This is a genomic window from Bartonella sp. AU55XJBT, from assembly GCF_028618525.1.
The window spans coordinates 31,832-50,578 of the sequence record NZ_JAQITC010000012.1; the positions used below are offsets into that span (position 1 = coordinate 31,832).

Annotated in this window: 16 protein-coding genes and 1 pseudogene; 14 read left to right on the top strand and 3 right to left on the bottom strand. The window is 39.1% G+C overall.

The window, feature by feature from the left end:
* Positions 1–511 precede the first annotated feature (511 nt).
* A complete protein-coding gene (locus tag PVV70_RS07250) occupies positions 512–1,513 on the bottom strand; it encodes a bifunctional riboflavin kinase/FAD synthetase (protein WP_273758598.1) in 1,002 nt (333 codons plus the stop codon).
* Entirely contained in the window at positions 1,513–2,358 is an 846-nt protein-coding gene (locus PVV70_RS07255; RefSeq protein WP_273758599.1) for a TIGR01459 family HAD-type hydrolase, read from the bottom strand. Before PVV70_RS07255 ends, PVV70_RS07250 begins: the two co-directional genes overlap by 1 nt.
* 1,020 nt (positions 2,359–3,378) lie before the next feature.
* Here PVV70_RS07255 and PVV70_RS07260 point away from each other — a divergent pair.
* Positions 3,379–3,745 (top strand): annotated as a pseudogene (locus tag PVV70_RS07260) (helix-turn-helix domain-containing protein).
* Between the two features lie 634 nt (positions 3,746–4,379).
* Here the strand turns inward: PVV70_RS07260 and PVV70_RS07265 are convergent.
* Positions 4,380–5,105, bottom strand: a complete 726-nt coding sequence (locus tag PVV70_RS07265) for a hypothetical protein (RefSeq protein ID WP_273758601.1) — start codon at positions 5,103–5,105, stop codon at positions 4,380–4,382.
* A 392-nt stretch (positions 5,106–5,497) separates the two neighbouring features.
* Here PVV70_RS07265 and PVV70_RS07270 point away from each other — a divergent pair, with 392 nt between their 5' ends.
* From PVV70_RS07270 to traG, 13 genes are all read left to right on the top strand, one after another.
* Entirely contained in the window at positions 5,498–5,818 is a 321-nt protein-coding gene (locus PVV70_RS07270) for a TrbC/VirB2 family protein (RefSeq protein WP_273758602.1), read from the top strand.
* Positions 5,819–6,127, top strand: coding sequence for a type IV secretion system protein VirB3 (locus tag PVV70_RS07275; RefSeq protein WP_273758603.1), 309 nt, complete (start codon positions 5,819–5,821; stop codon positions 6,125–6,127).
* A 22-nt stretch (positions 6,128–6,149) separates the two neighbouring features.
* Positions 6,150–8,504, top strand: a complete 2,355-nt coding sequence (locus tag PVV70_RS07280; protein ID WP_273758636.1) for a VirB4 family type IV secretion/conjugal transfer ATPase — start codon at positions 6,150–6,152, stop codon at positions 8,502–8,504.
* Positions 8,501–9,034, top strand: a complete 534-nt coding sequence (locus PVV70_RS07285; RefSeq protein WP_273758604.1) for a type IV secretion system protein VirB5 — start codon at positions 8,501–8,503, stop codon at positions 9,032–9,034. Before PVV70_RS07280 ends, PVV70_RS07285 begins: the two co-directional genes overlap by 4 nt.
* Positions 9,021–10,025, top strand: coding sequence for a type IV secretion system protein (locus tag PVV70_RS07290; RefSeq protein ID WP_273758605.1), 1,005 nt, complete (start codon positions 9,021–9,023; stop codon positions 10,023–10,025). The genes PVV70_RS07285 and PVV70_RS07290 overlap by 14 nt, the downstream gene beginning before the upstream one ends.
* A gap of 199 nt (positions 10,026–10,224) precedes the next feature.
* Positions 10,225–10,539 (top strand): type IV secretion system protein VirB7, encoded by a 315-nt coding sequence (locus tag PVV70_RS07295; RefSeq protein ID WP_273758606.1) that lies wholly within the window; start codon positions 10,225–10,227, stop codon positions 10,537–10,539.
* Positions 10,529–11,197 (top strand): virB8 family protein, encoded by a 669-nt coding sequence (locus PVV70_RS07300; protein WP_273758607.1) that lies wholly within the window; start codon positions 10,529–10,531, stop codon positions 11,195–11,197. Before PVV70_RS07295 ends, PVV70_RS07300 begins: the two co-directional genes overlap by 11 nt.
* Positions 11,194–12,060, top strand: a complete 867-nt coding sequence (gene virB9 / locus PVV70_RS07305) for a P-type conjugative transfer protein VirB9 (protein WP_273758608.1) — start codon at positions 11,194–11,196, stop codon at positions 12,058–12,060. Before PVV70_RS07300 ends, virB9 begins: the two co-directional genes overlap by 4 nt.
* Entirely contained in the window at positions 12,053–13,231 is a 1,179-nt protein-coding gene (virB10, locus tag PVV70_RS07310; RefSeq protein ID WP_273758609.1) for a type IV secretion system protein VirB10, read from the top strand. The genes virB9 and virB10 overlap by 8 nt, the downstream gene beginning before the upstream one ends.
* Entirely contained in the window at positions 13,228–14,298 is a 1,071-nt protein-coding gene (gene virB11, locus PVV70_RS07315) for a P-type DNA transfer ATPase VirB11 (RefSeq protein ID WP_273758610.1), read from the top strand. Before virB10 ends, virB11 begins: the two co-directional genes overlap by 4 nt.
* 73 nt (positions 14,299–14,371) lie before the next feature.
* The gene (locus PVV70_RS07320; RefSeq protein ID WP_273758611.1) at positions 14,372–14,587 is read left to right on the top strand and encodes an antitoxin VbhA family protein; all 216 of its coding nucleotides are present in this window, start codon (positions 14,372–14,374) and stop codon (positions 14,585–14,587) included.
* Between the two features lie 10 nt (positions 14,588–14,597).
* Complete coding sequence (locus PVV70_RS07325; RefSeq protein WP_273758612.1) at positions 14,598–16,232, top strand: BID domain-containing T4SS effector; 1,635 nt, start codon at positions 14,598–14,600, stop codon at positions 16,230–16,232.
* A 151-nt stretch (positions 16,233–16,383) separates the two neighbouring features.
* Complete coding sequence (traG, locus tag PVV70_RS07330; RefSeq protein WP_273758613.1) at positions 16,384–18,300, top strand: Ti-type conjugative transfer system protein TraG; 1,917 nt, start codon at positions 16,384–16,386, stop codon at positions 18,298–18,300.
* The last annotated feature ends 447 nt before the right edge of the window (positions 18,301–18,747 follow it).

Below are 18,747 nucleotides of genomic sequence, written 5' to 3' on the forward strand. Positions count from 1 at the left end.
CCCATCCACTCTAAAAGATGAAGATTCTTAAATTCATACAGATCTGTACATGATAATCTGTCAGCAATCTTTGTCTTGTACTCCCCACTCAGGCTTCCTACTTCATAAAGCTCTTTGATAAAGTGATCAACTTTTAAAATAAAAAAGTCATCGATTTTAAATTTTATGAAACTCTAAGGTTAAAAGCGCAAGAAATTAAAAAAACAGTTCTTCTTTTTCTTCTCATCTCTTCTTGCAAAAGATTCTGTATCCTTATTCATTTACGATTCATCATGAATTTTAACGGATCAGAAAGAAACAAGCAGTAAAGTTTTAATTGACAACAAAAGCCATACAATTAACTTTGCAATAACTTTGAAAAAGACAATGCCTCAATCAGATCTTCAGATATTCGATTCTCCCTCTCAACAACGCAAAAAACATATATTCCGTGATGTTTTGGAATATATATTTGTGATGATCATTACTTTAAGTGCTATTTTAACAGCTCTTCTCTCTTTTTCAGATAAACTTAGAGCATATTTTTAAAAGTAAGCAACCGATCCAACTTGGATAAGGGTTGAACTGTCTTTAAAATTTCTTTTGCTTTTTTTTCATCACGGTGCATTTGTGCAATCAAAGGTTCAAGTCCATCAAATTTTTCTTGTCCGCGCAAAAACTTGAAAAAAGAAACGGTACAGCTCTCCCCATAAAGGTCATCATTAAAGTCAAATAAATAGGTTTCCAAAAGGGGGGCCCCATCTTTAACAACCGTTGGACGACAGCCAAAACTTGCAACCCCATCATATAAAATACCGTTGGCACGACGCAAACGCACCGCATAAACACCATGAGCCAAACAAACTTGAGGAGGTAACATCTGATTAGCGGTAGGGAATCCCAAAAGACGACCAAGTTTGTCGCCTTGAATAATATTGGAGCATACCCGATAGTGATAGCCTAACAAATGAGCGGCTTTGTCCACTTCTCCTTGTGAAAGAAGTTGCCGAATAAAACTAGAAGAAATGATCAACGATTGTGAATCTTGAGAATGAGAAACGCTAGGAACTTGCACGACCTGAAATCCAATTTCTTCTCCTCTTTGGCAAAGAAGGTGGACATTTCCACTTTTCTGATGACCGAATTGAAAATTTTCGCCTGTCACCACAACAGAAACATCAAAAGCTTCCTTTAAAATCGCCTTGATAAATTCATCCGCTGAAAGAGCAGCAAACTGAGCATCAAAGGGCTGTTCAATCACGCCATCAAAGCCCAGAATTTTAAAAATTTCAGCTTTTTCAGCCGCCTCTGTCAAACGATAGACAGGTACTGAACGTTGAAAAAAACTTCTTGGATGCGGTTCAAAAGTTAAAACAACAGCGGGTTTCTTTTTTATCCGTGCAAAATCAAGTGCTTTTTGCAACACCCCCTGATGCCCACAATGAACACCATCAAAATTTCCAAGTGCCAACACGGCTCCCCGCCAAACTGAGGGAAAGGTATGAATTCCCTGAAGACGCAAAAAATTAGCCATTACTGAAGTGCCCACATGATTGCTTGTGGCCTATAACCATAACGTTCGAGAGAAGAATGCAAAGCTTGCTTATCGACCACACCATTTTGCATATAATCATAACGATGAATCCCCCCCATAATATAAAGAGCATCAAGACCAAACTGAGCCGCCCCTTTAATATCCGTCAAAAGACCATCACCAATCGCTAAAACTTTAGTTTTTTCTACTATTCCACGCATTTTTTGGAGTTTTTCAAAGGCACACTCATAAATAGGTGCATGAGGTTTTCCAGCAATACGGACTTCCCCTCCTAATTGTTGATAAAGACGTGCCAATGCGCCGGCACACCAAAATTCCTTATTCCCATAATGGACAATCACATCTGGATTAGCACAAATAAACGGTAAATTCCGCGCCCTTATGCGACGAAACATCGCCTCATAAGCAGAGGGTTCTTCCTCCAAATCTTCGAGAAAACCGCTACAAACGACAACAGAAGCCTCTCTCTCTTCAACAAATTCACACGTCAATCCTTCAAACAACACCAAATCACGTTGAGGACCAATGAAAAAAATTTTACGCGGTGCAGCACAAATGAGATCCCGCGTGACATCCCCTGACGTGATAATGGCATCATAATAGTCACGATGAACATTCATGCTTTGTAATTGGGCAGCAACATCTTCCCAGAGTCGAGGAGAATTGGTCAATAAAATGACCGTTTTTCCCATTTGTCGAATTTTATCCAACGCTTTCAACGCTGGTTCAAATGCCTGTACACCATTATGCACAACACCCCATACATCACAAAAAACAGCATCATAACGTTCTATAACAGTCTCAATATGGGTAAGTTCATTCATGGTGCACCTATCTCTATTTGTCATTGATCAAGCTGTTTTTTACTTCAAAACTACTTAGCGAAAGATAAGACTTCTGTCATCTGCTTTCTCAAACCATACCCCAACTTTACATCATTTATTAAAAGTCATAAGCAATGATAAAATAAATAAGGGATCAAAAGCCCGTGAAAAACATTCAAGTTTTTATTTGGACAATAAACGGATAAGAACCCCAAATATCTCTTCTTATTTGATTAATAAGTAGAATGAGCAATAAAAACACTTAAAGATAAAGAATAAAATATTTCTTCCTCTCAAACGCAAAAATTATCGGAATATTTTGAACTGACAGAGGATTAGAACTATGCGCCATTGTACATCTTTTTTTCAGGAAAGATAAAAACATAGCGTTTATCCTATCCATAGAAGCTTTCCCTTGCTACACATCACGCAGCACCATTCATGAAATGAAAACGAGCCTTGAGAAAGATTTTTTTAAAACAAGCAGCTGAAGTGACAAAAATCCAATCTATTTTGTTTTTGTGTGTTGCATGAGGGGTATTCATTCGTGAAAGCTTTTCCCTCTCATCATAATATCTCAACCACATAAGAAAAACCATTTTGGTTATTAAAAACCTCTTTAGCTCTCCCCTAGGGAGCTTAATTTTAAACTCCACGGGATTTGTTGCTCCCTTCACCAAATGCAGGGCTGATGGCATAATTGTGATGAGCGATAAAAAATTGAAAAGAAAACAGCCTTTTATTAAAAAAGCTATCCGTCTCAAGAAAAACGATTTTTATTGCCAAGCTCTTAAAATTACTTTATGAATGGAGGTGTTTTAGTCGCATACGCAGCGACCAATAGGGCTCTAAAACCCGAAAGCTAAAATAAAAATTTACTCCGCTTTGCGGATATCCCGGAATTCCGGGAGATTTTGTTATGTCCAAGTGCTGTAAGCACTAAAAGCAAAATGCTGATTTAGCTTCAGTTTTAGACTCCCGGAATACCAATGCGAGGGCGCTCGCAACCGGAGGGGGCAAATGCAAGCTCAGAACCTTAATATTGATCTTTTTGTTGGTTGTTGGCAAAAAAATTCGCTTGAAGCGAAAAGTGTTGGGAATGTCTCAAAAAACATTAGGGGACGCTTTAGGAGTAAGTTTTCAACAAATTCAAAAGTATGAAAAAGGCTTAAATCGTGTAAGCGCAGGACGTTTAAAGGAAATCTCCGATATCCTAAAAGTTCCGGTTTCCTTTTTTTATGCGGATATCATCACAAAAGAAAACACCTCATACCATCATGAAGAAGTTGCATCAAGCAAAGAGGAATTTTTGCTTTTAAAAAGTTTTAGAATTCTTACCTCTGCCAAACAGAAAGCTATTTTAAAATTAATTTCTGATCAAAATTAAAACGTTTTAAATGATACATTAATCTGCTTTCTATTGCTAAAAACAAAGCCCTGCAATTTATATCACAACGCGTTTTTTACAAGTTCTCCTTGATTGACTTCCTATGATATGAAACACAATATTTTCTTTTCATAAGCCTTCAAGCCGCTTCATCAATATTTCTCTGAAAATATCTCGCAACACATCATGGAAAGAATGCTCTCATTGAGCCATCATGAAAACAATTTATGATACAAGCCTTAAATATTAAGTGACACTTCTTTTAACTGTTCCAAATTTGAAAAAGTTCTATCCTCTCCACCTCCCCTGTGTTTAAAAGGACCAGCTTATCTAATGTCTTGTCTAACAGTTCTACTTGGGCTAATATTCCCATCCCACAAAGAACAATGTTCCATAAGACTCTACGAGCAAAAACGTCCTAAAAAGTTAACTTCCTGCGCACCTTTAAGCACAAAAAACCTTCACTCCAGTCCAGCCTGTAAATAATGCAAGAATCCAGCTTTTTAAGTGAGCACATCAACTTGGGTTTATTTTATATCACCACCCTCAAAGAACAGCATTTTATGAGACTGTAAGGTTTGTCCTAATCTCACACATTTTTGCAATAAACATCACGTGAATATAACAAGACCAATTATTGGCTTGCAAAGGGGTTATCAGATCCATGATCTCGTCGCCATTTTGAAGGTTCGGTGAAGTCGCTTGACCAAAGACCAATCTTGTTGTTACGTGCTTTTTCCTCTGCATGATGGTACTGTATTGGAATGGGATTTTTACCCTCCTTTGAGAGTACCAACATCCCTTCTGTAAGACCGGACTCGGCTAAATCAACCCCTTGAACAAAACATTGCGCATAATAAACACCATTGTGCATAAAAGCCCGCTTACAAGATAAATCCTGATCAAGTGTTTTGGTGACAAGCCAAGCCATTGTAACCACACCACAGGGCCATTCTTGATCCTTTAATTTTGCTTTTTGGCGAAGTGCGCATGTGTCCACACCATAAAGACGAATATCACGGGTCATATGGGATCGCCAAGATTGTGCAGAAGGCGTCAATAGTTTAAATGTAACCCCACTGGTAACCGATGCCCTCCCATGAAAAACAACGGTATTATTTGCACCATCCCTTGATGCAATACTCTTCTGCCGATCAAGCGCTGGTTCATTTTTTTCTAATGACTGGTTTGTGATCAATTGACTTAAATTTTTTTCTTCTCGATAAAGATCAACAATATCTTGGATATCTTGCGTTTTTAATGTTTCAAGAAAACTGAAATCTATTTTATCTTTATATTGGCTTAATCCCCACACTATGGAACCCATAATGTAAATAATAACAATCAATTTAAATAGCATCTCTTAACACGCTCGCTCAAAAAATTCATTGTTTTTTATCCTTTCACATTATTTACTAGCAATCCCCTTGTTTTTAAAGAAAAAATCGAAATACCTGTGTTACACATTAACTACATTTTGTAAAGAATAATATTTTTTCTTGCCGTGTTTTAATATTGTTGTCCTAACCATAAACACAACTTAAAATTGCCATTTTCATATAACACAATCTCAGTTTGAAAAGACTTCTGTCTCTTTAAGAAAAGCGTTTGAGAGTGAAAAAATCCACGATCAAGACTTTAAAAACAAAAAAACGAGGAGTTTAAACTGTCAAAAATAACAGAATTCTCCAGTTGTTAGAGGCAATGAAATGTCGACAGGTGAACAAATATTGTTTGTTAAAGAGAGGTAAAATGACAGATAATAGATTTCAAAACATCATTTTTATCGTGACCATGCTGCTTTTTACAGCAGTATTTTTGTCCGATCTTTCTTATGCTGCTTCTGCTCATAATGGAGGTGGTCTAGGGAATCTTGATGGTGTTTTAGGCAACATTGTCACAATGATGACGGGTCCAACAGCAAGACTCATTGCCATTATATGTGTTGCTGCTGTGGGTATTGGCTGGATGTACGGCTTTATTGACTTACGCAAAGCAGCTTACTGTGTTCTGGGTATTGCGATTGTTTTTGGGGCTCCTGCCCTCGTCACAAAACTAGCAGGTACAGCATAAATGAACGAAGATACCCTTTTCTTGGCCTGTACACGGCCGGCCATGTTTGCTGGTGTTACAATGGAAGCCATGGCGCTCAATGTCATGGCAACGTCCATTCTCTTTATTTTGACCAGTGATTTTACCATGTTTGGTTTAGGCATTGGGATGCACTTTATTTTACGTGAAGTGACAAAATATGATCACAACCAATTTCGCGTATTATTTGCGTGGCTCAATACAAGAGGAAAACAAAAAAATCTCAGCCGATGGGGAGGAGGTTCTACCTCCCCCTTACGCCTTGTGCGCACTTATAAGGAACTACGCTGAAGGAATAAAACCGGTGAAACAGATGTCAATGATGAAACGGGAAACTTTGCCTGAAGAATATATTCCCTATATACGCTACATCAATCAGCATGTCATTGCTTTAAGTTCACGCTGTTTAATGGTTGTGATGGCTGTTGAAGGTGTCAATTTCGACACGGCAGATGTTGATCAACTCAATTCTTTACACAACCAATTAAACACTCTTTTAAAAAATATCGCAGATGAACGGGTTGCTTTATATTCTCACATCATTCGCCGTCGTGAAACAATTTACCCAGAGGGCCATTTTCTTTCATCTTTTGCAACAACATTAGATGAAAAATACAAAAAGAAAATGGTTTCGCAAGAGCTGTATCGAAATGATCTGTTTATTTCACTGCTTTGGAATCCCGCAGCGGACAAAACACAGCAATTAGCTTCATTTTTTCAACGCTTGAACAAAGCAAAAAAAACACAATCTGAACCTGACGCAGAAGCTATTCGTAAACTCGAAGAGTTAAGCCAAGATCTCATGCAAGGTTTAGAAGAATATGGAGCCCGTCTCCTATCAATCTATGAGCATGAAGGACTTTTATTTTCCGAACAAAGTGAATTTCTCCATCAATTGGTGGGAGGAAGACGGGAACGTATTCCTCTTACATTTGGCACCATTGCTTCAACGATTTACTCAGATCGCGTTATTTTTGGGAAAGAAATCATCGAAATTCGCCATGAAAGCAATGAGCGCTTTGTCGGCATGTTTGGCTGGAAAGAATATCCTTCTAAAACACGTCCAGGAATGACCGATGGTTTGCTTACGGTCCCCTTTGAATTCATCTTAACACAATCGTTTGTTTTTAAGAGTAAAGCGGCCGCCAGTGCCATTATGAACCGCAAGCAAAATCAAATGATTAATGCAGCCGACCGTGCGAGCTCACAAATTGACGCACTGGATGAAGCCTTGGATGATTTAGAGTCAAACCGTTTTGTTTTGGGTGAACATCATATTTCTTTAGCCGTTTTTGCGGATCACCCCAAAATATTGACGGAGAACTTATCAAAAGCACGTTCTCATTTAACCAATGGGGGTGCCGTTATTGCCAGAGAAGATTTAGGGTTAGAAGCCGCATGGTGGGCACAATTACCTGGAAACTTTAGCTATCGTGCGCGTTCAGGCGCCATTACCAGCAGAAACTTTGCAGCTTTATCGCCCTTCCATTCTTTTCCCGTTGGCAAATTGAACGATAATGTTTGGGGAGCTGCTGTCGCATTGCTCAAAACACAGGCTGGTTCACCTTACTATTTTAATTTTCATTATGGTGATCTTGGAAACACGTTTGTTTGTGGTCCATCGGGATCTGGTAAAACAGTGATTGTTAATTTTCTTCTTGCACAATTACAAAAACACAATCCAACCATGGTTTTTTTTGACAAAGATCAAGGAGCGGAGATTTTTGTCCGTGCTGGAGGTGGAAAATATAAACCTCTCAAAAATGGACAGCCCACCGGTATCGCCCCCTTAAAGGGCATGGAATATAATGAAAAAAATAAAATCTTTCTTCGTCATTGGATTTTAAAGCTGGTGACCAGTGAAGGGCAAATCGTGACCGAAGAAGAGCGACAAGATATCGCCAAAGCCATTGACTCTTTAGAAAACTTACCCCCAACACAACGCTCTCTTGGTGCCCTTCAACTATTTTTTGACAACACATCCAAAGAAGGGATTGCCATACGGCTACAACGCTGGATTAGAGGCAATGATTTAGGATGGGTTTTTGACAATGATCAAGATGATCTTAATTTAAATGCACAGTTTATTGGCTATGACATGACCGATTTCTTAGACAACGAAGAAATTCGGCGCCCCTTGATGATGTATCTCTTTCACCGCATTCTTGATCTGATTGATGGACGGCGCATCATCATTGTCGTTGATGAATTTTGGAAAGCTTTAGAAGATGATTCATTCAAGGCCTTTGCGCAAGATCGGCTCAAAACAATCCGTAAACAAAATGGTATGATGCTCTTTGCAACCCAAAGCCCTAAAGACGCTTTAAACTCCACAATCGCACATACCATTATTGAGCAATGCCCCACCCAAATATTTTTTCCCAATCAAAAAGCAAATTACAATGATTATGTTGAAGCTTTCAAACTTACTGAGCGTGAATTTGAACTGATACAGTCAGAATTAAGCAGAGAATCCCGCCGTTTCCTCGTCAAGCAAGGACAAAGTTCCGTCGTTGCAGAACTCAACTTACGCGGAATGAACGATGAGATTGCCGTTTTAAGCGGCACAACAAAAAATATTGAACTCATGAATGAAATTATAAACGAACATGGCGCAGCCCCTGAAAAATGGCTGCCCATCTTTTATCAAAGGAGAAAAAAACAATGAAAAAATATGGCTTAGTGACACTGTTATCTTTTTCTTTTATTTCTCATGCGCTCTCACAAATGTCTCCCGATGCAGATGAATATTATAAGCAAGCGCTCGAGAATACACAAAAACTCGAGGCTGCAAAATCAGAAACAGCTGAGACCATTTATAAGACGGCAACTGAAACTGCAAAAAAAATTAAAGAACTAAGAGATCAACTTGAACAACTTAAATCAAAAATAGAGGGAACAACAACTGAAACGACAACTGAAACTGCAAAAGAATCCAAACTTGAGGAATTGCAGAAACTTCAAGCTCTTCGACAAGAGCTTCAAGTAAAAGTTTCTCTTCTTCAAGCCGATCTTCAGACGAGTTCTTTAAAACTTCAGTCTTTAGCTATGATTCAAGCCAGAGATACGAAGACAAAAGAAGAGCTACGTGAAGAAAAGGAGCAACAAAAACATAAAATACTTCAAGCACAATTAAAAGAAAAAGAAGAAAAGCTAAGAGAAAAACTTGAAAGTACTGGTACAGATGTCAGACTATAATTTTCCTACATTTGATAAGTTTTCTCCATTTGCAAGCATTTCTGGGTATATTTTAAAGCCCCTCGACAATGTGATGGACACAACGGTGAGTGGGTTATCTTCTGCTATTTCAGCGCCTTTAAATCTTGCCGCAATCATTTTTATTTTTCTTTATGGCTATAATGTTATGACAGGTCGCGTTGCGCTTTCCATGCATAGTCTTCTCAATAATGTTGTTAAAATTGTTGTTGTAACAACAATGGCAACGAATGCAGAGACATTTAATAGTTATGTCAAAGATATTTTCTTCAATGACTTGTCCAACGCTATTGGGAATGCGTTAAACAGCAATCCTGCAAACTCCAATGTTTTTGATTATATCTTGTTAAAGACAAGTGACCGCTATCAAGAAGTTTTATACAATGCTTGGTTTTTTGAAAAGATTGTTGTAGGGCTTCTTGGTTCTATCATGCTTCTGGCTGTCATTCTCTTTTGTATAGGTGGCTTTATTGTCCAAATATTTGCCCAAGTTGCACTGGTCATGATTATAGGTCTTGGACCTCTGTTCATTAGTTTATATTTGTTCAATGCAACGCGAAAATACACCGATGCGTGGATTACAACTTTGGTTAATTTTACCATTTTACAAGTTCTCGTCATCATGCTTGGAACAATTATATGTCAAGTGATCATACAGGTTCTCACAGTTCCCTATGAATCAATCTACGTTCTTTTCCCCCCTGTCATCGTCATTTCGATCATAGGTGTTATTATCTTCCGAGCGCTTCCTGGTATTGCCACAGCGCTGGCCTCTGGCGGACCGTACTTTAGTGCTGGTGTCTCTTCAGGAGGACAGATCTTCACAATGCTTGCCAATAGTGCAAGAGCGAGTGGGAATGCGGTCAAAAGTGCTGCTTCACAAATTTCAGGAGCTGCCGGTAATGCTGCGAAAGGTGCAGCAGGCGCGGCAGCAAAAGCAGGAAGATCTGGAGGTGGTCGTGGTCGGTTTTAAGATAAAGCACTTACTTAAAAGAAGAAGCATTTTGGTTTTTGCTTTGCGTGCGCCCTTTGGCGCACGCACCATGATCTTATTCCATGAAAGACTTAACATCTTAGGCCTTACAACAATCTTGCCTCCCATAAACTTGTAAAAGTGTTCAAAATAAAAGGCTCTCATGCGTTGTATTCCAAGATATCTGTGAGTTCAAAAAATGAAACGAAAACTAACTTTTGTTATGATCCTAACAATCGCGCTTTCCGGCTGTGCTTCTTTGAGTGGCCCCAAAAAACCACCACGCTGTAATGGCAAACAGACACGTGCTTTAAATAAGGACAAGTGGAATTGGGACAACAAAAACGTTGCCCACCTAGAAAAGGCCGTACATCCTGTTAGCACCCCCATCATTCTGAATACTTTGGAAAGTGAAAAAGCAACAGCCAACTTAGCAATTCACCCAGCTTTATTAAAGCCGGCTATTCATAAAGCACGATCTGACAAAACTGTAGAGGTTCCGCATGAAAAGTGATGCCCTTGAAGAATATATAAAAGAAGCCCGCTCATTTGATATTGATCGCATGCATGGCATGCGTGTACGGATGAAAATTTCCATGGCTTTAACAGTGCTTTTTGGATTAATGACGATTGCACTGGCTTTGGCTGTCGCAGCTTTAACGCCTTTGAAAACGGTAGAGCCTTTTGTTATCCGCGTTGATAACTCAACAGGCATCATTGATACTGTAAGCGCCCTAAAAGACTCTCCTGATGACTATGATGAAGCGATAACGCGTTATTTTGCCAGCCAATATGTTCGTGCGCGTGAAGGTTTTCAAGCTTCAGAAGCAGAAAACAATTTTCGCTTAGTCTCTCTTTTATCTTCTCCAAAAGAACAAAACCGTTTTGCAAGCTGGTACGCGGGTAACAATCCAGAAAGTCCGCAAAATATTTATCATAACATGATTGCAACGGTCACAATTAAATCAATCTCTTTTATAAGCAAAGATCTTATCCAAGTTCGTTACTATAAAACGGTCAGAGACTTTAATGAAAAAGAAAATATTTCCCATTGGGTTTCAATCTTAAATTTTTCTTACGTAAACGCACATATTTCAACGTCTGATCGTCTCATCAACCCACTTGGTTTTCAAGTATCGGAATATAGATCTGATCCAGAGGTGATAAAATGATCAGACTTTTACAAATAATCTTTTTAATTTTTACGATCACTCAAGGTTTTCACACAGTTTTCTCATTTGCGGAAACAGCGCCTGTCAGTGCCCGTAAAGATAACCGCATCAGATTTGTCAATTATGACCCCTACAATGTCGTACAAATCATTGGCTCCATTCGCTCTTCCGTTCAGCTAGAATTTGCCGATGATGAAGAAGTAACCTATGTAGGAATTGGAAATTCGATTGCTTGGCAAGTTGCGCCAGCTGGTCACTTTGTTTTTCTCAAACCACGTGAAATCCAACCTGTGACCAATTTACAAATCGTCACAAGCCGCCAAGATGGAACACAACGCTCTTATCAATTCGAGCTGCAAATCCGTGAAGGCGATGTTTCAGCCGGTAATGAGACCTATTTCTTGGTCAAGTTTCGTTACCCAGAAGATGAAGCCTTGCGTAAGAAATTAGCCGAAGCAGCAAAAGCCCAACAACGTGAAGAAAACTATGTCAATGACATTTTAAATATCCATGAAGATTTTGGCCCCCGCAATTGGGCTTATGAAGCCCAAGGCTCCTCTCTCATTGAACCTGCTTCTGTCTATGACAATGGAAAAACAACCACCTTTACCTTTTTAGGCAATGTTGAAATCCCCACCATTTACCTTGTAACGCCTGATGGGCAAGAAGCTCTTATTCCTAAATCAATAAAAGGCAACAAGGTTATTGTTCATGCGACAGCGGCACAATTCACGCTACGGCGTGGAAGTGAAGTATTGTGCATCTTTAATAGAAGGTTCGTCCCAAAAGGCATTAACCCTGAAACAGGAACGACATCACCATCTGTACAACGTAAAGTGAACATAGGAAACAGCCATGAATAACGCCGTGGATGAAAAAAACGTTAATGATCGCGATACCATAAAAAATGCTCAAGGGAAAAGTCAACAGAGCAATGTAGGCAAAGCAATTGCTCTTATTATTCTTTTCAGTGTCTGTCTTTATTTAGCCTATTCAACGCTTGTCACAGACAAAACACAACCTACAGAGAAAAAACAATCGATTGAATCTTTAAAAGAAGGAAAAGTTATCAAACAAACAGAACTTTTCCGCCCTGCAAAGCCTACCCCTCCCTCCCTTGAACAGACGCCCCGAAAGAACGCTTTGTTACCCAAAGTCGAGCTCCCAACACCCAACATCAATCAATTAAATTCTGATGATCCACTGCTTGAAGCTGCACAACGTGCTCCTGTATTAGCTTATGCGAATACACAACAAGGCAAAACAGATTCACAAACCAATAACAGCACTTTGCCTCACCAACTGGAAAGCAAGCCTGATGAAACAACACAACGCTTTAATCATCTTCTCAAACCCACGCTGCTTGAAGGGATTCGTGCTTCAAGTCTTGGCAATCGAAATTATATCATCACGATGGGAACTTCTATCCCTTGTATCTTAGAAACAGCCATCAATAGCGATCAACAAGGTTTTGCCAGTTGTATCATCTCCAGAGATATTTTATCCGACAATGGTCGTGTTGTGCTTCTTGATAAAGGGACTCAAATTGTTGGTGAATATCGCGCTGGATTGAAAAAAGGCCAAAAACGTCTCTTTGTGTTATGGAATAGAGCAAAAACCCCCAATGGTATCATTATATCCTTAGCTTCACCAGCAACAGACAGTTTAGGACGCTCTGGAATTGACGGTGATATTGATAATCATTGGTTAGAGAGGATTGGATCTGCACTTCTTGTCTCTCTGATAAAAGATGTAACGAGCTATACCAATAAACGTTTATCAAAAAAACAAGAAAAAGAAGAGACTGAAACAATTTCTTCAGGACAAAACATCGCCAATATCATTGTCGAAAATTACGCCAATATTCCTCCAACCTTATCCAAAAACCAAGGGGAAATGGTGAACGTTTTTGTTGCCCGCGATTTAGATTTTTCCGGTGTTTATAAACTGAAAGTCATCGAAAATAAAAAACAGATTATCAATCGAGCTGTTTCAAAAAACTTTTACAAAAATTCTGCGATACCTTTAGAATGAACCAAACCTTACACACCATAAGCGATGAAACCGTCGCGATTGTTCTGACAAAACTTGAACCCATCAGCGTTTTTTTGAAAGATGAGAATCTTTTCGAAATTGTGATCAATCGTCCCTATCAAGTAATGACAGAAGGGATTGATGGCTGGAAAACAATGGAAGCACCGGCTCTTTCTTTTAATGAGCTTATGGGGATTGCGAAAGTTGTCGCGTCCTATTCCAAGCAAAATATATCAGACAAGAACCCAATACTATCCGCGACTCTGCCAGGTAATGAGCGCATTCAAATTGTCATTCCACCAGCTGTCGAAAAAGACACGATTAGTATGACAATTCGTAAACCATCATCACAGAGTTTTTCTCTCGAAGAGCTCGCTCATAAAGGTCTTTTTTCGCACTGTGAGCAGGTCTCTTTCACACCATTGAATGATTATCATTCTCGTTTTAATGAACTCAAAGTCATTGAGCATAACTTAGCCAATGCCTACTGCGATAAAGACTTTGTTTCCTTTTTAAATCAAGCTGTAAAATGCCAAAAAAATATTTTGATTGCGGGAAAAACCGGTTCGGGGAAAACAACATTATCAAAAGCATTAATTGCCAAAATTCCCCAAGACGAGCGTATTATCACCATTGAAGACACCCAAGAATTAGTGATCCCGCACCCCAACCATGTCTCGATGATCTATTCAAAAGATGGACAAGGCTTAGCTTCTGTTGGCCCCAAAGAATTGCTTGAATCATCTTTACGGATGCGTCCTGATCGTATTCTTTTGCAAGAACTTCGAGATGGTACAGCCTTTTATTATATCCGCAATGTCAATTCAGGCCATCCAGGATCCATTACAACAGTCCATGCCTCAACAGCCCTTGCTGCCTTTGAGCAAATGACCCTTCTAGTCAAGGAAAGTGAAGGAGGGGGTGATTTAGAGCGCGATGATATTCGAGGTTTATTGATCTCAATGATTGATATCATCATCCAATGCAAACGGGTTGAAGGAAAATTTAAGGTCACAGAAATTTATTATGATCCCTTCAAACAACGAAACATCTTTGGAGGTGACTAAAACAAGATCATATCGGTTGAAGGCTCTTTTAAAGCAACGATTGGACATACATTGCACACAAAAGGAAAAATGCATGAAAACCAAAGCAACAGAAAACAGAGAAAACCTTTTATCGATGACAGCGAAAGACTTAAAACAACGCCGCCAAGCCGTTGATTTCGCGATCAGCACCCATACGATAGAAGGAATAACGCTTCATTACAAAACACTGAAAATTTTAGAAGAATACGCAAAGGGGACTATTTCGCTCGAGGAATTTAATACTCTCATGGACAACACAACATTATAAGGAAGCAGCGATGCCCAAAGCAAAAGAAAAAACCAAAAATATATCTCAACCCTCCCCCCATAATTATCTCTATCTAGGGACCCAAATACTCAAAAACAAATATGGAGAAACAAATTTAGAACGCTTTCGGGAAAAATGTTCGGATGATATAGGAAAAGGATTAGAAAGGCTGCGGAGAGAATCTCTGCCAGAGCATTTTGATTGCTCTTATCTATCCTATATCCATCGCATATTTTTTAAAGAAACATTTGAGTGGGCTGGGAAATTCCGCTCTACGCCCTTCACATTTTCAGACGAAAGCGTTGCCGCCATGCCAGAAATGAAAAGAACAGAATGGCATAATACTTTTGCAAGCGATAATGAGATTGAAGAAGGCTTAAAAAAATTAGAGGAAACGCTTGCCGAAAAAGATAATTTGAAAGGCTTAACGCGCAAGGATTTCATTTCTGAAGCCGTTCCACTCTTTGTCTCTCTCAAGAATATACACCCATTCGTAGATGGCAATGAACACGCAATACAGTTCTTTTTTGAAAATCTTGCCAAAGGAGCAGGCCATCGACTTGATTTTTCACTCGCAACACAAGAACGCATGATGACGGCCTATACCCAAGCCGCACACTATGGCAATGCAGAACCGATGAGAGATCTTTTTGAAGATATCTCTCATCCAGAAAAAATATGTCTTTTACAAGAATTTATGAACAACATGAAAAAGAGCGGACGCGATGTAAATGGTCGTCTTGTTATGGCTGCAAAGGAAGATGAAACCTACACCGGCCTCTATAGAGGGGCTCTTTTTGACAGCTTTATGCTTGATGTAGAAGGGACTTACATTATCGGCAGCAAAACAGATCTGACACGAGAACAACGAAAAACATTAAACCCCGGTGATAAATTGACCTTTACAGCCCCTAAAATCGAAAAGCTTGAAAAAGTTCTCATTCCAGAAGCAAAATTAGCCCCTTTGACAAAAAATGAAAGGGCTGAAAAGGTTGCAGAAGATGCCTGTGTCCAAACAGCACGAAAGCAAATTCAAAAATTGGCAAAAATTGTTTATGGCAACGAAAAAACATTAGACAAACAAATGGTCGCGATTATTAAAAATCCAAGCTTAGGTCAACAGCTTGCCAACCAGATTGAAAAGACACCAGACTCTGTTGCTCATCTTGCAGGTTTTGATTTATGTGGATTCCAAAATCAGGCACGTGCAAACGCTAAAAATCATCTTGAGATGCTTTGTACTGCCGTTGCAAATTTCATGCATGCTGTAAAACATGCCGAGAAGGAAATTTCTCAAGAACATGCAACAGAACAAGCACGCCGTGCAAAAACAGTAGAAATGCCAAGTCAAAGCTTGCAAAATCTTTTTGCCTTGCCAAAAGAATTACAGCAAGAAGCTTTAGCAAAAAATCCTGAACTTCAAAAAGAGCTGACCAATCTTGTAAAAAACATCAATAGTCGTCTCTCAGCAAATGAACATAAAGCTGTCAAAAATAATGATTATGAAACACTTGCTCAAAGCATTGGTGTTTCAGAACAGAAAGCCAAGCAAATTACACAAACCATTAAGCAAGTCAAAGAAGTACACCAACAAGCTTGCACACGTACGGTCAACCGTTCAAATGTGCTCGCTATGGCCAGCTAAGAATGGATCAAACCTTCCTCTTTCATGAGAGAAGAGCGCATAAACGAAAACGGGTCAGCGTTCTCTTGCGCCTTTGCAAAAAAAGAGTCTTGCACCCCTGAAAAAAGAGCATTTCACAGCATATTCTAAAGCGGATTGAAAGTAAAATACAATGAAATATACCAAGACACAAATGGTCCTTATTTTAACCCCGATTGCTTTGGGTGCTTTAACGATATTCTTTGTCCCTCATTTTTTGTTGCTAATAACAAATGGCCTTAAGAGCGATCAAATGTATTGGACCCTTCGTTCAGAGCCTTTATTAGTCTTAGCACTAACAGCTGCTGTTTCATTGTTGTATAGTCTCTCGCAAAAACTGCACTTGCGTAAAATCATTACTTTTGTTTCCTTTGCCTTTTTTGGCACCATTGCCCTTTACTATATTGGAGGAGAAATAAAACGTTTAAGTCCCTATGTTGGCCAACAAGGAATAACGTGGAGCTATGCACTTCAATTCATGGATCCCATGGTTATCTTTGGCATCATCATTGGAGTTTTTTTTTCCATCATTCAATTCATCACAACCTCTCCCCCTAAAAATAGGGTCAAGCGTGCCAAAAAAGGTGTTTTTGGTGAGGCCGCATGGATGAATTTAAGAGAGGCAGCAAAAATCTTTCCTGCCAATGGGCAAATTGTTGTGGGGGAAAGATACCGAGTTGATCAAGATAACGTGTGCAAAATTCCCTTTGCACCTGGCAATAAAACAACATGGGGAAAGGGTGGAACAGCCCCTTTACTAACCTTTAATCTTGATTTTGGTTCAACCCATATGATCTTTTTTGCTGGTTCTGGTGGTTATAAAACCACAAGCACAGTGGTCCCTACATGTTTAACCTATCCAGGCTCTGTTATTTGTCTTGATCCTTCAACAGAAGTTGCCCCAATGGTCAAATTTGCGCGTCAAAAAATGGGCAATAGAAATGTTATTGTTCTCGACCCGAATTCACTTTTAACAAAAAATTTTAATGTTATCGATTGGCTTTTAGATGACAGCGTCCCACGCACACAACGTGAAGCGAATATTGTAAGCTTTTCCAAATTGCTTCTTACAGATAAAAAATCTGACAATTCTTCAGCGGAATATTTCTCGACACAAGCCCATAATCTTTTAACGGCTCTTCTTGCTCATGTTATATTTTCTGATGAATATGAAGACTATGAGCGCAATTTAAAAACATTGCGTAGCATTCTCTCTCAATCAGAAACAGCCGTTGTCAATCAATTACGCATGATTCAAGAAACAACCCCTTCTCCTTTTATTCGCGAAATGGTGGGTATTTTTACAGAAATGGCAGAACAAACCTTTTCAGGCGTCTATACAACCGCCTCAAAAGACACCCAATGGCTTTCTTTATCCAATTACGCAAATCTTGTCTGCGGTGATGATTTTTCCTCCTCAGATATCACAGATGGCAATACAGATGTTTTTCTCAATCTCCCCGCCAGCATTTTGAACAGTTATCCAGCGATAGGGCGTGTGATTATTGGTGCCTTTCTCAATGCCATGGTTACAGCAGATGGTAAGTATAAAAAGCGTGTTTTATTTGTCTTAGATGAAGTTGATCTTCTAGGCTATATGAATATTTTAGAAGAAGCGCGTGATCGTGGACGTAAATACGGAACATCCTTAATGCTTTTTTATCAATCTTCTGGTCAGTTGGTCAATCACTTTGGAGAAGCAGGAGCACGTTCATGGTTTGAAAGCTGCTCCTTTGTCAGCTATGCTGCCATTAAAGACCTTCAAACAGCGAAAGACATTTCAGAACGTTGTGGTCAAATGACCGTTGAAGTCACCGGAACAAACAAATCAAGAGGTTTATCTTTAGGCAAGAGCTCTTACAACATCAATTACCAACAAAGAGCTCTTATTTTACCTCACGAAGTGATTCAAGAAATGCGTCAAGATGAGCAAATTATTCTCATGCAAGGACAACCCCCTCTGCGATGTGGTCGCGCCATTTATTTCAGAAGAAAAGAAATGTTAGCCGCAGCGGCAAAAAACCGCTTTGCCCCGCAAAAGAAAAACTAACTCCCATGATAAGATACTGACAAAAAATAACAACAAAAAGCATATATTCTTGTTTTTTTAAAAAGCCTACAAACGAAAAATCTCTCTGCCGCCATACAAGAAAACAGAGTCAAAAAGCCCGTGATTTTTTCTTTTTACATTTTATGCTTCGTTTTATCAGTGCCCATAGTTTTTAAAAAGTCTTTGATAAAAAACGTCCATACACCAAACCAATATCAAAACCAATAAATGCACTTGGAACAAGCATTGATTTTTCCCAAAAACATTCAAGGGATACACCAAAATGAATAAATCATTCTTATAAAAGCTTTTCCCCCTTTACGATATCATAACGTGTTCTATTTTAACGACTAAGCGCTGAAAAAGCGCCTTTCTTTCTCACCACAGAAAGATTTCCCCCTCTTATGGATCTTAAAGAAGCGCAATACAATAAGAGTAAAAACACCA